Annotated in this window: 10 protein-coding genes; 7 read left to right on the top strand and 3 right to left on the bottom strand. The window is 69.8% G+C overall.

Annotation, left to right across the window (positions count from 1 at the left end):
• Positions 1 to 156 precede the first annotated feature (156 nt).
• The 5 genes from ACLJO0_RS01765 (at position 157) to ACLJO0_RS01785 (ending at position 7,366) form a co-directional block, all read left to right on the top strand.
• Positions 157 to 2,259 (top strand): PhoX family protein, encoded by a 2,103-nt coding sequence (locus ACLJO0_RS01765; RefSeq protein ID WP_410576279.1) that lies wholly within the window; start codon positions 157 to 159, stop codon positions 2,257 to 2,259.
• Positions 2,260 to 2,369: 110 nt separating this feature from the next.
• Entirely contained in the window at positions 2,370 to 3,989 is a 1,620-nt protein-coding gene (locus tag ACLJO0_RS01770; protein WP_410576280.1) for an SdrD B-like domain-containing protein, read from the top strand.
• Positions 3,990 to 4,169: 180 nt separating this feature from the next.
• On the top strand, positions 4,170 to 4,793 hold the full coding sequence (locus ACLJO0_RS01775; RefSeq protein WP_410576281.1) for a class I SAM-dependent DNA methyltransferase: 624 nt from the start codon (positions 4,170 to 4,172) through the stop codon (positions 4,791 to 4,793).
• A 53-nt stretch (positions 4,794 to 4,846) separates the two neighbouring features.
• A complete protein-coding gene (locus ACLJO0_RS01780; RefSeq protein WP_410576282.1) occupies positions 4,847 to 6,574 on the top strand; it encodes a hypothetical protein in 1,728 nt (575 codons plus the stop codon).
• Between the two features lie 105 nt (positions 6,575 to 6,679).
• The gene (locus tag ACLJO0_RS01785) at positions 6,680 to 7,366 is read left to right on the top strand and encodes an SDR family oxidoreductase (RefSeq protein ID WP_410576283.1); all 687 of its coding nucleotides are present in this window, start codon (positions 6,680 to 6,682) and stop codon (positions 7,364 to 7,366) included.
• A 66-nt stretch (positions 7,367 to 7,432) separates the two neighbouring features.
• Here ACLJO0_RS01785 and ACLJO0_RS01790 read toward each other — a convergent pair whose 3' ends face one another.
• Genes ACLJO0_RS01790 through ACLJO0_RS01800 form a run of 3 tightly spaced genes read right to left on the bottom strand, consistent with a single transcriptional unit; the run spans position 7,433 to position 11,177 of the window.
• Positions 7,433 to 8,740: an amidohydrolase family protein gene (locus tag ACLJO0_RS01790; protein ID WP_125790765.1), complete on the bottom strand. Its 1,308-nt coding sequence runs from the start codon at positions 8,738 to 8,740 to the stop codon at positions 7,433 to 7,435.
• A 14-nt stretch (positions 8,741 to 8,754) separates the two neighbouring features.
• A complete protein-coding gene (locus ACLJO0_RS01795; RefSeq protein WP_125790766.1) occupies positions 8,755 to 9,405 on the bottom strand; it encodes a response regulator in 651 nt (216 codons plus the stop codon).
• Complete coding sequence (locus tag ACLJO0_RS01800) at positions 9,402 to 11,177, bottom strand: sensor histidine kinase (protein WP_410576284.1); 1,776 nt, start codon at positions 11,175 to 11,177, stop codon at positions 9,402 to 9,404. Before ACLJO0_RS01800 ends, ACLJO0_RS01795 begins: the two co-directional genes overlap by 4 nt.
• A 180-nt stretch (positions 11,178 to 11,357) precedes the next feature.
• Between ACLJO0_RS01800 and ACLJO0_RS01805 the strand changes: the two genes are divergently transcribed.
• Positions 11,358 to 12,053, top strand: a complete 696-nt coding sequence (locus ACLJO0_RS01805; RefSeq protein WP_125779989.1) for an ABC transporter ATP-binding protein — start codon at positions 11,358 to 11,360, stop codon at positions 12,051 to 12,053.
• On the top strand, positions 12,053 to 14,302 hold the full coding sequence (locus ACLJO0_RS01810) for an FtsX-like permease family protein (protein WP_410576285.1): 2,250 nt from the start codon (positions 12,053 to 12,055) through the stop codon (positions 14,300 to 14,302). Before ACLJO0_RS01805 ends, ACLJO0_RS01810 begins: the two co-directional genes overlap by 1 nt.
• Positions 14,303 to 14,592: the final 290 nt, after the last annotated feature.

Here is a 14,592-nt window from a genome sequence, read left to right on the forward strand (position 1 = left end):
TACTTTTCGTCGATGGCGCGCGGCCGGTCCGGCAGCGCGCCATCGCTCGTTCGCGCGCTGTTCATCTGCTGGCCAGAGCTGGATCGTTTTGGTCGCTTACCGTCACGACGTTCCCCCGACTGGACTACGTGTACCCACCGCGACCATGGAGGCCCTGTGTCCTTCGAGCCTCAGCGGCTGCTGCCGTTGATCACCTCCCACCCCGGTGGCCGCTCCGCGGTCACCTGCGAGTACCGCTGCGGCAACGCGTGCGCCCACCCCGAGCCGAACACGTCGGACAACGAATACTTCGGCGACGTCGTCAAGAACATGCTGTCCCGTCGTGGCGCGCTGAAGGCGAGCGCCGTGATGGCCGCGGCCGCCGGTGGTTTCGCCGCGCTGTCCGGTACGGCCGCCGCCGAAACCCCGGCTGATGTCTCGGCCGCGGGCCACGGCAAGCCGGGCCGCCCCGGGCGTCCGGTGCCGGGCACCGACTTCGAAGCGGTGCCGCCGAACACGCTCGACGCGGTCACCATCCCCGAGGGTTACGAGCAGCGCGTCGTCATCCGCTGGGGCGACGCCGTCGAATCCGGCGCGCCGAAGTTCGATTTCACCAAGCAGACCGCTGCCGCGCAGGCGAAGCAGTTCGGCTACAACTGCGACTTCGTCGGCCTGATCCCGCAGGATCCGCTGGGCATCCGCAACCTCATGGTGGTGAACCACGAGTACACCACCGAGGTCCACATGTTCCCGGTCGACCAGTACGACCCGAAGAACCCGACCGAGGAGCAGGTCAAGATCGCGTGGGCCGCGCACGGCCTTTCGGTCGTCCAGGCCTTCCGCGACCCGATCGGTGGCGCCCTGCGCGTGACGCCGAGCCCGTTCAACCGCCGCATCACGCTGAACACCGCCTTCGAGGTGCGCGGCCCGGCCGCGGGTTCGAAGTACCTCAAGACCTCCGCGGACCCGACCGGCCGCAAGGTCTTCGGCACGCAGAACAACTGCGCCGGCGGCGTGACCCCGTGGGGCACCGTGCTTTCCGGCGAGGAGAACGTCAACCAGTACTTCGCCAACGCGGCCAAGGTCACCGACCCGGTCGCGGCGGCCCGCCTGAAGCGGTACGGCTTCTCCGGCACCGAAAGCACCCGCAAGTGGGAGCGGTTTGACAAGCGCTGGGACCTCGCGCAGGAGCCCAACGAGGCCAACCGCTTCGGCTGGGTCGTCGAGATCGACCCGAACGACCCGAACTCGACGCCGATCAAGCACACCGCGCTCGGCCGGTTCAAGCACGAGGCAGCGAACGTCAAGATCACCAAGGACGGCCGCGTCGCCGTCTACTCGGGTGACGACGAGCGCTTCGAGTACATCTACAAGTTCGTCTCCAAGGGTAAGTACAAGCCCGGCAAGAGCGCGCACGCGCGTCGTCACAACTCGGCGCTGCTCGACGACGGCACGCTGTACGTCGGCCGGTTCACCGGCGACAGCCCGGCCGCCGAGATCGACGGCACCGGAAAGCTCCCGGCGGACGGCGAATTCGACGGTGTCGGCGAGTGGATCCCGCTGGCCGCCGGTGACAAGTCCTTTGTGGACGGTTTCACCGCCGAAGAGGTCTACATCTTCACCCGCGAAGCCGCGGACAAGGTCCAGCCGACCAAGATGGACCGGCCGGAGGACATCGAGCCGAACCCGGTCAACGGCCGGATCTACGCGGCGCTGACCAACAACAGCCAGCGTGGCCCCGCAGGCAAGGCGAACGTCGACGAGGCGAACCCGCGGCCGAACAACCGCAACGGCCACATCCTGGAGTGGGAAGAGAACGGCGGCGACGCCGCGTCGACGAAGTTCTCCTGGCGGCTGCTGCTGGTCTGTGGTGACCCGAAGACGGCGGACACCTACTTCGGCGGCTTCCCGAAGGACCAGGTCAGCCCGATCTCCTGCCCGGACAACGTCGCGTTCGACCGGCACGGCAACCTGTGGATCTCCACCGACGGCAACGCGCTCGGCTCGAACGACGGCCTTTTCTCGGTCCCGGTCACCGGTCCTCAGCGCGGGCAGGTCAAGCAGTTCCTCACCGTGCCGAACGGCGGAGAGGCCTGTGGCCCGGTCGTGACCGATCACCTGGTGCTCGTCGCGGTCCAGCACCCCGGTGAGGACGCGCCGAACTCGGGTAGCCCGGTGTCGCACTGGCCGGACGGCGGCACTTCGCAGCCGCGGCCGTCGATCGTTTCGGTGTGGAAGAAGGGCCGCTGGGGCCAGGTCGGCCGCATCGGCGTCAAGTAGTGCCTCCGGCGCCCCGATCACTCTCGGCGAGACTCTTCTGCCTGATCGGGGCGCCGGACGACACCGTTCGGTGATGACGGGACCCCGTCGCGCTCATTAGCTTCAGCCCTGTGAAAAGGGCACTGGTGTTCATGGCGGCAGGCGCACTCGTGGCGGGTATCGTTCCCGCGTCCGCGCAGGCCGCGACCGTCCCGTCCGGCTGCACCGGCGGCGCCGCGCCGAATCCGAGCGTGGAACAGGGCAGCCCGCCCGCCGGGTACACGTTCAACCCGGCCGCCCCGGTGCCCAACGGAACGCCGAGGAGCAAGCAGCCACGGCTGTCGACGGCAGGCGGCTACCAGTCCGACGGCGGCAAATACGCCCTGATCTCGACGCCGGACAAGATGATCAGCACCGCTTACGCGGCGATGAAGTTCGTGCCCGGCGCCGTCTACACGCTGACCGACTGGACCGGCACGAACGACGGCAACCTCCGGCGCGCGGACGCCGTCCAGGAGACGGGGCTGCGGTTCTACGACGGCTCCGGCAAGGTCGTCCTGGAGAACAAGCTCAAGGTCGTGCACGCCGTCGAGGCCGACGGCAAACTGGCCAGGCAGGACTTCCCGCCGTCGACCGCCCCGCCGTCGGCGAATTCGGTGAAGTTCTTCGCCGCCACCGACCGCAACTGGGTCATGTGGGACTGCGTCCACCTGCGGGTCGCCTCGTTCTCGGCCAAGGCGGAGGTGCGGGATCCGGCGAGCGGGGCCTGGGGCGCCACGGCCACGCTGGAGGCGGGCACCACCGCGAACTACCGGTTCACCGTCACCAACGACGGCACCACGACACTGACCGACATCAAGGTCGAAGACCCGTACTGCGACGTGAAACCAGCTCCGATCGCGACCCTCGAAGGCGGTAAGTCCGCGACCGTCACCTGCGACCACAAGAACGTCACCGAAGCGGACAACGGCCACGTCAGCACCGTGACCGTCTCCAGCGGCACGGTGCCGAAGAAGACCGCGACCACGACCATCAAGGTCACCCCGCCACCCGCGATCGACGAGATCGGCGAGTTCGTCTGGAACGACCTCGACCGCAACGGTCTGCAGGACTCCGGGGAACCGGGAGTGCAGGGCGTGAAGGTGACTTTGAAGGACGCGTCGGGCACTGCGCTCGGCACCCTCACGACGGACGCCGGCGGCAAGTATCGCTTCACCAAGCTGAAAGACGGCATCTACCAGGTCTGCTTCGACATCAGCGGACTTCCCTTCACGTACACGACGAAGGACGCGGGCGACGACGCGAAGGACTCGGACGCAGACCCGGCGACCGGCTGCACCGCGACCACCACGGTCGGCCCTCGTAAACGCCTGGACCTGACGCTCGCGGCGGGGTTGACCGCGCCGACGAGCAAACTGGGCGACCTCGTGTGGCTGGACAAGGACAAAGACGGCATCCAGAGCCGCGACGAGCTCGGCGTCCCGGACGTGAAGGTGACGCTGAAGGACGCGTCGGGCAAGGAAGCAGGCTCGACCGTGACCGGGCCGGACGGGCGCTACGCCTTCGAAAGCCTGCGTCCGGGCTCGTACCAGGTGTGCTTCGACGTCGGCTCCCGTCAGCTGACCCGGCCCGGCGCGGCGCGGTACAACGGCACCGATTCGGCGGCGGATCCCGCGACCGGCTGCACGCCGGTGGCCGAACCGAGGGCGCCGGAGGACCTGACCAGGGACGCCGGACTGCTCGAACCGTGAGCTCACTTACGCCGGATCACGAATCCCTCACCTGAGCACCGGCCCCGGTTCTGATGTCGCGAAAGCCACTTTCGCGACACCTGGCGTCCCGAAAGTGGCTTTCGCGACACGCCCGATTCGCCCTACCCCTCGCCGCTCACGAACGAGAACTGTCGGTGGGTGCCGCTAACGTCGCCCATCGTGACCGAACCTTCGTTCCTGACCAGCACCCGCGAGTCCTACGACACCGTCGCCGAGGACTACGTGGCGCGGATCGGGCCGCTCTTCGAACAGGAGCCGATCAGCCGCGCGATGCTCGCCGCGTTCGCCGAGCAGGTGCGCGGCCCGGTCGTCGACGTCGGTTGCGGCCCCGGCCATGTCACCGCCCATCTGGCGTCGCTCGGCCTCGAGGTCGCCGGTGTCGACTTGTCGCCGAAAATGATCGAGATCGCTCGCCGTCAGCACCCTGAGCTGCGGTTCTTCGTCGGCTCGATGACCGCCCTCGATCTCCCGGACGGCGAACTGGGCGGTCTCGTCGCCTGGTGGTCGATCTTCCATCTGCCGCCGGAGGTGCTCCCGGCGGTGTTCGCGGAGTTCCGCCGCGTGCTCGCGCCGGGCGGGCGGCTGCTGCTCGGGTTCCACGTCGGCGACGAGCGCCTGAGCCCGGAGACGGCGTACGGCCACCCGGTCACCTACGACGCGTACCTGCTGGAGCCCGGCAAGGTCGCCGACCTGCTGGGGAGGGCAGGCTTCGAGGTCACCGCGCGGCTGACCATGGAAGGGAGGAAGCTGCCACAGTCCTGTCTCGCCGCCAGGGCGGTTTGACTCTTGGGTCGCGGACCTGATCTCCTGCGCACGCAACCGAGGCGGGCGGGGCCATGACGCAGACGAACACGACGACGGGTGAGAACACGCCCGACTGGCCTTCGCGTACCTGGTTCCGGCGGCCGTCGACCTGGACGTGGTTCGGGTTCGGCCTGGTGCTGATGGTCTACGCCGAGCTGGCCTGGCGCCGCCGCTGGATGAGCGACGACGGGTTGATCGTGCTGCGGACGGTCCGCCAGATCCTGGCCGGGAACGGGCCGGTGTTCAACATCGGCGAGCGGGTCGAGGCCAATACCAGTCCTTTGTGGACAGCGGTGCTGAGTGTGCTCGGGCTGATCCCGGGAGTGCCGCTGGAGTGGATCTCCGCGGTCACCGGGCTGCTCTTCTCGGTCGCCGGGCTGTTCTTCGGTCTGGACGGTGCCCGGCGGCTCTACCAGCCGCTGGCGTTCCACGGGCTCGCACCCGCCGGCGCGCTGGTGGTGTGCGCGTTGCCGCCGTTCCGCGACTTCGCGACGTCCGGGCTAGAGACCGGCCTGATCACGTTGTGGCTGGGCGGAACCTGGTGGCTGCTCGTCCGCCGTATGTCCACAATGGACGATCTGCGTACCTGGCCGGTCGCGCTGGTCGCCGGGCTGGGGCCGTTGGTACGGCCCGATCTCGCGCTCTTCAGCGCCGTCGCCTTGGCCGCGCTGTTCGTGCTCGCGCGGCCGGGACGTCGTCGCGCGCTGGGTCTGCTGGCGGTGGCGGCCGCGCTCCCGTTGGCCTATCAGGTGTTCCGGATGGGCTACTACGGTCTGCTGACGCCGAACACCGCGCTGGTCAAGGAGGCGTCGGAGGCGAACTGGGCTCGCGGCTGGGCGTACCTGACCGACCTCGTCCAGCCGTACTGGCTGTGGCTCCCGTTGCTGGCGCTCGTCGCCGCCGTGGTCACCGTCGCGTCCACTGTGGACAAGACGTTCGCGGTGCTCACCGCGGTCCCGGTGGTCGGCGCGGTGCTGCTCGCGCTGTACGTGATCCGGGTCGGCGGGGATTTCATGCACGGGCGCATGCTGCTCCCGGCGCTGTTCTGCCTGCTGTTGCCCGTGCTGGCCTTGCCGGTGACGAGGGTGACCGTGGTGCTTCTTGCCGTCGTAGGGATCTGGGCGGTCGTGGCCGCCGGGTCGCTTCGCCCGTCGTACTCGGCTTCTCCGCGCGCTGTCGGCGTCACGGATGAGCGCTCGTTCTGGTCGCGAGCGACCGGGCACGAGCACCCGGTCCTGGCGGAGGATTACGCCGATCACCCGTTGATGCCGACGACGCTGGAAGCGATCCGCGGCGTGAGCGGCCCCGCGGTGCTGATCCAGGACTACGCGACCAGACGCTGGTACGCGTACTCGACGGACCGGCCGTACGTGACCGTCGCCGCGGACAGCATGGGCGCACTCGGCCTGCTGATCCCGCTCGACATGCGACTGCGTGACGGATACGGCCTCGCCAACCCGTTCGCCGCGCATTCGACTTCGCTCGTCAACGGCAGGCCCGGCCACCAGAAATGGCTGCCCCCGGTGTGGGAGCTGGCGAATTCGGCGCGGCTCCCGATCGCCGAGGGCGGTCCGGCCCGCGGCGAGGACGTCGTCGCCGCACGAGCGGCGCTCGACTGCCCGGCCATCGTGGAGATCGACGCGTCGGTGCGGGATCCGCTGACGGCGGGACGGTTCGCGGACAACCTCATCGGGTCGTTCACGCGCGGTTCCGTCCGGTTCCCCCGGGTGGCGACGCCGCCCGTCGTGTGCGGCAACTGAACACGCGAGTTCCGCCCCCAATCACGCGAGTTCCGCCCTCAATCACGCGAGATCGCTCTCTGGACACGCGTGAGCGGTTCAGACCCGAACCACTAGCGTGGCGGTATGGCTGATCTCCCCTTGGCTCTCGTCACCGGCGCCACCCGCGGTATCGGCGCCGCGGTCGCCCGCGCGCTCGCCCCGACCCACCGGTTGCTGCTCGGCGGTCGCGACGCCGACGCGCTCGGTGCGCTGGCCGGCACGCTGCCCGACGCCAGGCCGTGGCCGATCGACCTGACCGACACCGAGACACTGGAAGCGGCGACCGCCGAATTCGGCGAACTTGACGTGCTGGTGCACTCGGCGGGCGTCGCGAGGCTCGGCACGGTCGAGGCCGCGACCGACGCCGACTGGCGGGCGAACTTCGAGGTCAACGTCCTAGGAGTCGTCACGCTGACCAGGCAGTTGCTGCCCGCGCTGCGTGCCGCGAAGGGGCACGTCGTCGTGATCAACTCGGGTGCCGGGCAGAACGCGCGTCCCGGCTGGGGTCCGTACGCGGCCAGCAAGTTCGCCGTCCGCGCCTTCGCCGACGCGTTGCGGGAGGAGGAGTCCGCGCTGCGGGTGACGTCGGTCTACCCCGGCCGCACGGACACCGAAATGCAGCAGGCGATCGTCGCCGACGAGGGCCGCGCGTACGAGCCGGAACGCTTCCTGCGCCCCGAATCCGTCGCGGCCGCCGTCGTCGCCGCGGTCTCCGCCACCGGTGACGCGCACCCCACGGACGTCACCCTTCGGCCGCGCGGCCTGGTCTAGCCGTCACGTGGGTCGTGAGTGGCGATTCGTGTTCTACCCGAATCGCCACTCACGACCACCCGGGGCCTAAGAGCGCAGCCGCGCCGAGGTCTCCGCGACTTCGGCCTGCACCTTCGCGCGGTCGACGCGCAGGGATTCGCCGTCGCCGACGACCTGCTCGCCCGCCACCCACACGTCGCGGACGCGCCGCGAGCCCGCGGCCCAGACGAGGTTCGAGAGCAGCTGCTCGTCCGGGACGTCGATGCCCGCCGCGAACGCCGGGTCGTCGAGGTCGACGTGCACCATGTCCGCCCACCGGCCGGTTTCCAGCGCGCCGATGTCGGTCCGGCCCAGCGCGTCCGCGCCGCCGCGGGTGCCGAGCAGGAACGCGTCGGCCGCGGTCAGCACGGTCGATTCGCCGGTCGCGAGCCGCGCGAACATCGCCGAGAGCTGCAGTTCCTCCCACAGGTCGATGTCGTCGTTCGACGCCGGGCCGTCCGTGCCGAGCCCGACGGCGACGCCTGCCTTCCGCAGTTCCGTCACGCGCGCGATGCCCGAAGCGAGCTTCGCGTTCGAGCCGGGGCAGTGCGCCATCCCGACGCCGCGTGCGGCGAACAGCGCGATGTCCTCGTCGGACAGGTGGATGGCGTGCGCGGCGAGCGTCCGGCCCCGCAGCATCCCGACCTTCTCCAGCAGCGCGGGCACCGAGCCGTGCTCTTCACGCTGTTTGACGTCTTCGAGCGCCGCCTCGGCCACGTGGATCTGCACCAGCGCGCCGCGTTCGGCCGCCGATTCCGCGGTCGCGCGCAGCGCTTCGGCGTTCAGCATGTACGCCGAGTGCGGCCCGTAGCCGACCTCGATCCGCTCGCCGGGCCCGAACCGGAGACCGTCGGTGTCGATCCAGCGTTCGATGCTCTTCAGCATCGCGCGCCAGTCCATCCCCGGCAGTTCCATGATCGGCGGACCCAGCACCACCCGGCCACCGGTGGTGAGCACGGCGTCGGCGAGCTGCTCGCCTTCGAAGTACATCTCCGCACTGGTCGTGACGCCGTGCCGCAGCATTTCGACCGAGCCCAGCATCATGCCGGTGCGGATGTCGGCGGGCTTCAGCTTCGCCTCGGTCGGCCAGATGATCTCGGTGAGCCACCGCAGCAGCGGCAGGTCGCCGCCCATCCCGCGCAGCAGCGTCATCGGGCTGTGCGCGTGCGCGTTGACCAGGCCGGGCAGGAGAAGACCGCTCAACCGGGTCACGGGAGCGGACGTCTCGGGAGCCCCGGACGCGGGACCGACATGGGTGATACGCCCCGTTTCGTCCACGTCGACCACGGCGTCACGCAGCAACGAGCAACCGGGGTCGGCGGGGAGTACGACGGGAGCGTGGAAACGGCGTTGCATGTAAAGAGCTTAGGTCAGTCCACGACACCGCTCCGCCACGCCCAGGCCGCGATCTCCACCCGGTTCCGCGCGCCGACCTTGCCCTGCACCGACGCCAGATGTGTCTTCACCGTGGACAGCGAAAGGAACAGCTCGGCGCCGATCTCCGTGTTCGTCAGCCCCTTCGCGGCGGCCTTGACCACGTCGAGCTCGCGCGCGGTCAGCGGTTCCGAAGGCGGGCTGACGTCGCGTTTCACCGTCCCGCCGTCGAAATGCTTCAGCAGCCGGACGGTGATCTGCGGCGAGACCAGCGCGTCCCCGCGCGCGGCCGCGCGCACCGCCTCGATCAGCAGCGCGGGCCCGGCGTCCTTCAGCAGGAACCCGCTCGCGCCGTTCCGCAGCGCGGTGTGCACGTACTCGTCGAGATCGAACGTCGTGACCACGACCACCTTCAGCGGATCGACGACGTCCGGGCCCGCCAGCTGTTTGGTGACCTCGAGCCCGTCGATCCCCGGCATGCGGATGTCCAGCAGGCAGACGTCCGGCCGCAGCTCGCGCGCCTTCGCGACCGCCGAGACGCCGTCCGCCACGTCGGCGACCACCTCGATGTCGTCCTGCGCGTCCAGGATCATCCGGAAGCCGATCCGCACCATGTCCTGGTCGTCGGCGATCAATACCCGGATCACTCTTCTCCTTCAAGTGGTAGCCACGCTTCGACGCGCCATCCGCCGCCCGGCGCCCGTCCGGCGGAGAGCCGGCCGTGGAGCAGGGCGACACGTTCGCGCATGCCGATCAGACCGTAACCGCCCGACCCGCCTGCCGGACGGCGCTGGAGCTCGCGTCCGTCATCGGTCACCTGGAGGTGCAGTTCGTTCCCGGTCACCTCGGCGATGACCAGCGCCTCCGTGGCACCGGACGCGTGCTTGCCGACGTTCGTCAGCGACTCCTGCACCAGCCGCAACGCCGACCGCCCGACCTCGTGCGGCACGTTCGACGGCAGTTCGAGCTTCATCGACGTCTTCACGCCGTGGTTCGAGCGTTCGATCAGCGTCCGCAGGTCGGCGGCGAGATCGGTGGTGGCCTGTTCGCTGAACTCGCTGCTCCCGGCCGGGGCGTCGCCACGCATGCTCCGCACGAGCCGCCGCATCGCCGCGAGCGCCTCGACTCCGGCGTCCTCGATCCGGCCCATCGCCTCGACCGCGACCTGCGGATTCTTCTCGCCCATCATCTTCGCCGCCTGCGCCTGCACGACGATCCCGGTGACGTGGTGGGCGACGACGTCGTGCAGTTCCCGCGCCAGCGCCATCCGCTCCGAGGTCTGCGCGTCGCTGATCGCCGACTGGATGACCTGCGTGCGTTCCGAATCCCGCGAACGCAGCGCCAGGCCGACCGCCACCGAGATGCCGAGCAGTAGCAGCGCGATGACGGCGAAACCGGCGAGGTCGTCCGGGTCGGTCGTCAGGTTGGGGGTCGGCCGCTTGGCGTTGAGGACGCAGGCCAGGGCGACCACCACGGACAGTCCGGCGATCCGGGGCACGGCTTTGCTCAGCCCGACCGCGCGGACCAGGGTGACGACCAGTCCCATCCCCGCGACGACCTGTGTTCCCGGCACTCCGCCAGGTGTCGGGTAGTCGTACTTCAAGCGCAGGAACGGCGTCACCAGCGCGGAAAGCAGCATGACCGCGGTGAGCGCGACCATCGCGTCGGCCGGTCGACGCGGCGCGGCGACCGCGATGACCGCGGCGACGATCGAGCACACCAGGATCGGGAAGCCGTGCGCCCCGCTCTCGTAGGTGAAGCCGAATTCCAGGATCAGCGCGATGCCAAGCAGGCCGATGAGCGGCCATTGGCCCATCACCAGCTTGTTGAGCTTCTGCAGCTTCTCGTAGCGGTTCGGGTGCGCCGTGCGGTCGCGTCCCGGGATCGCGAAGACCAGGGTGCCGCCCAGCAGGATGCCACCGAACAACATCGCCTGCGCCATGGTGCCGTTCGAGTTGTCGCCGGAATAGTACCGGCCGGACACCGCGGTCAGCGTGGCCAAGACCAGGCCGGAGATCACGGCGAACGCGACACCCGGCCGCGTCCGGCGGGCGGCGTAGAACAGGATCTCGACCCCGGCCACCACCTCGGTGATGGACAGATGGGCGAGCACGCTCGAGTAGGTCGGGATGTCGACATACCGGACGACCAGCGTGTACGCCACCAGGACGACCGACGCCGCGACCGCCGCGACGGCTGCCCGTTTCTGCGCCCAGAGCGCGCAGAACACCATCGCGAAGATGCCGGGGAACAGCAGCAGGTCGATACCGCGAGGGCCCGTGTCGTCGAGTGCGGCGTCGGTGATGAAGAACAGGTCGAACGCGAGCGCGGCCAGCAGTACGACGGTGGGCATGCCGAGGCGGCGCGCGAGCGAACCCGCGCGGGCGTAGAACTTGTTCTGGGATGGACCTGCTGTCACACCGTGACGGTAGAGGATCCGCCGCCGTCCGCACCTTGGCCGACCGGCCCGACCCGGGTCGGCCGATCGGCCGATGCGCGCGTGATCAGCACTGGCCGTCTGCCCGAAGTGGACACAGGTGGTTCACCGCGAAGCTCTTCCCCGAAGCCGAACACAAGTGACTGACTAGGGAGACTCGCGGTGGTAGATCCACAGTGGACAGGGCAGCCGGTACTCGCCGGGCGTGGACTGGTGAAGCGATACGGCACGCAGCACGCGCTGGCCGGGATCGACATCGACATCCAGGCGGGGGACGCGGTCGCCATCGTCGGGCCTTCCGGCTCCGGAAAGACCTCGCTGCTGCACGTGCTCGCCGGGATCCTCCGCGCCGACTCCGGGCAGATCTTCCTTGCCGGACAGCGGGTCGACCAGCTCAACGAGCGCAAGCGCAGCGAACTGCGGCGCACCGAGTTCGGTTTCGTGTTCCAGTCCGGGATGCTCGTCGCCGAGCTGAGCGCCGAAGAGAACGTCGCGCTGCCGTCGCTGCTGAGCGGCAAGGGGCGCAAGGAATCCATCGAGGCCGGCCGCGAATGGCTGGCGAAGCTCGGCCTCGCGGGCAAGGAGAAGCGCCGCCCCGGTGAGCTCTCCGGCGGTGAGGCGCAGCGCGTCGCGATCGCGCGGGCGCTGACGCACCGGCCGAAGGTGATCTTCGCCGACGAGCCGACCGGTGCCCTCGACACCCGCACCGGCCGCGCCACCATGGACGCGCTGCTCGCCGCGGCCGCCGACAGCGGCGCCGCGGTGATCGTGGTGACCCACGACCGCGAGCTCGCCGAAGCCATGCCGCGCACCGTCTCCATCCGCGACGGCCTGATCGCGACGAGGCTGGCCGCGTAATGAACAGTTTCCAGCTGGCCATGCGGGTGCTCCGGGTCGACCGCCGGACCCGCACGTCGGCCATCCTCACCGCGGTCGGGGTCGCCGTCGCGACCAGTCTGGTGATCCTGCTGGCCTCTCTCCCGGGTGCCACGCAGGCCCGCGCCCAGCGCGCGATCTGGCAGGACATCCACAGCTACTACTCCGAGTCCGATCAGCCCCAGCGCGCGGCGCCGCTGCTGATGGCCGCGAACAAGGACTACTCGGGTGACCGCGAGATCACCCGCGTCGACATCGCCCAGACCGGCACTTCGCCGATGCTCAGCCTGCCGCCGGGCATCCCGCGGCTGCCCGCGCCCGGCGAGGCGATCGTCTCCCCGGCGCTCGGGAAACTGATCCAGTCGACGCCGCAGGCGCAGCTCGGGGACCGGTTCGGCAAACTCGTCGACTCGCTCGGACCCGATTCGCTGCTGTACCCGGAGCAGCTGGTCGCCGTCGTCGGCCACACCCCGGAGTCGATGCCGACATCGGCGATGGCCGCGGACGGCTTCCCCGTCAAGGAAGCGAAGCCCGACCCGCTGCTCGCGCTGCTCGCCTGGGTCGGTGTCATCGTCCTGCTCGTGCCGAGCCTGGTGCTCGTCGCGTCTTCGGCCAGGCTGACCGCCGCCCGGCGTGAGCTGCGGATGGCCGCGTTGCGGCTGGCGGGAGCGACTCCGGGCCAGGTGACGAAGATCGTCGCCGCCGAGACGGCGTTGTCCGCCAGTGTCGGTGCCCTGCTCGGCATCCTCGTGGCACCGGCGCTGCAAGGTCTCTCGACGTTCGTCCCGTGGGGCGGCGGCACCTGGCTCGCGTCGGACTTCAGCCTTTCGATCGGCTCGACCATCGCGATCGCCGTGGCGATCCCGCTGCTGGTGGTCTTCGCCGGGGTCCTCGGCATCCGCCGCGTGCTGAAGACGCCGCTGTTCGCCGCTTCGGCGCACGCTCGCAAACCACTGCACTGGTGGCGTCTGCTCGCGGTGCCCGTGGCCGGTGCCTTCTTCCTCTTCGCGGTCAGCCAGGACGAGGCCAGCATGATGATGGTGATGCTCGGCCTGTTCCTGCTGGTCGGCTCGGCGGCCATCGTCGGACCGTGGGTCACCTCGGCGGTCGGCGGCACGTTCGTCCGGATCTGGCGCAAACCGGCGTCGCTGCTGGCCGGGCGCAGGCTCCGCGACGACCCGAAGAGCGCCTACCGCGCCACCGCCGGTGTCGTGCTCGCCGTCTTCACCGGCTCCATGGCGCTCACCCTGCTGCCCTCGTTCGAGTCGATGGCGGGCGGCGGCCGGACCTTCAAGGACAACGTCCTCTACGCCGAGTCGGACGCGGCCCACGCGGGGCAGACGGTCGAGCAGACCAACGCCTCCCTCGCCCGAAACGGGATCACCGACAAGGCCATCGCGGTCGGTCAGGTCTACCTGGCCACCGGCGAGACGGGGACCCGCAGCCAGTCGCTGAACCGGGCGTTCGTGATGACCTGCGAGGACGCCACGAAACTGCTGCGGGTGAACATCGGCGGCTCCTGCGCGCAGGGCCCCGCGATCTACAGCACGCACAAGATCGACCCGGCGGCGTACCGCGTGACGTCGGAGTACGACAAGGCGGGCACGGCGCTGGATCCGAAGGTTCCGGTGCAGCTCTACCCGAACGGCGACGAGGACACGTCCAGCACGATCGTGATCGACCCGGCCCTGCTGCCCGCGGGTGTCGAGCCGAAATACGTCGACGTGGTCGTGCCGACCACCCCGGCGAACGCCGAGGTCGTCCGGACCGCGCTGGTCGGCGCGGCACCCGGCCAGGAGGTCGGCAGCCGCGGCCTGCACCTGATCGGCCAGCAGCAGGAACTCGGCGACCTGCGCCGGGTCACCGTGATCGGCCTGATCGCCGCCGGTGTGCTCGCCGGATGCAGCGCGGCCGTGGCGACCGCGGGTTCGGTGATGGACCGCCGCCGCACCTTCGGGGCACTCATCGCGGCCGGGACACCGGTCCGGGTGCTGGCGAGGGCGCTGCGGATGGAAGCGGCCCTGCCCGCGATGGTGGCCACCATCGGCGCGGGTGTGGTCGGGATCGGAGTCGGCATGGGGCTCTACAGCATGGTCGAGAAGGACGCGGTCGTGCTGAGTCCCTGGCTGCTGGCACCCGTTGTGCTGGGAATCGGGGTGGCGTTGCTCGGGGCATCCGTCTCGACCCCGGCGCTCAAGCGGGTGCAGTCGGAGCCCCTGGCCGACGAATGAGAAAAGTTCGCCCGAATGGCGTCATGGCATCCGGGCGGGCGGGTCTCGTGGGTGGAGTCGGTGATGATCCACCCACGGGCCGGGTGCCCGGTCGTCCCTCTGTCGGGGGAGGGATGAACGGGCGCCGGGGATACGCAGGGGGTATCCCGAGGTGCGGGGTGTGAGAAAGGGCCGGTCAGGGACGTGGGGACGTCCTGACCGGCCCTTTCCGTCGTGCTGAGTGAGCAGTGGAGGGTTCGCAACGTCGGCGGGCGACCCTTCCCGACGAGCCGCTCACCGGTCGGTGAAGG

Origin of the sequence: Amycolatopsis sp. lyj-108 (assembly GCF_046549005.1) — a bacterium.
GTDB lineage: Bacteria > Actinomycetota > Actinomycetes > Mycobacteriales > Pseudonocardiaceae > Amycolatopsis.

What these genes read in the sequence shown, in the direction of transcription:
- ACLJO0_RS01780 (WP_410576282.1), top strand. Translation starts at nt 4,847, where the DNA reads ATGACGCAGACGAACACGACGACGGGTGAGAACACGCCCGACTGGCCT.
- ACLJO0_RS01785 (WP_410576283.1), top strand. Translation starts at nt 6,680, where the DNA reads ATGGCTGATCTCCCCTTGGCTCTCGTCACCGGCGCCACCCGCGGTATC.
- ACLJO0_RS01790 (WP_125790765.1), bottom strand. Translation starts at nt 8,740, where the DNA reads ATGCAACGCCGTTTCCACGCTCCCGTCGTACTCCCCGCCGACCCCGGT.
- ACLJO0_RS01810 (WP_410576285.1), top strand. Translation starts at nt 12,053, where the DNA reads ATGAACAGTTTCCAGCTGGCCATGCGGGTGCTCCGGGTCGACCGCCGG.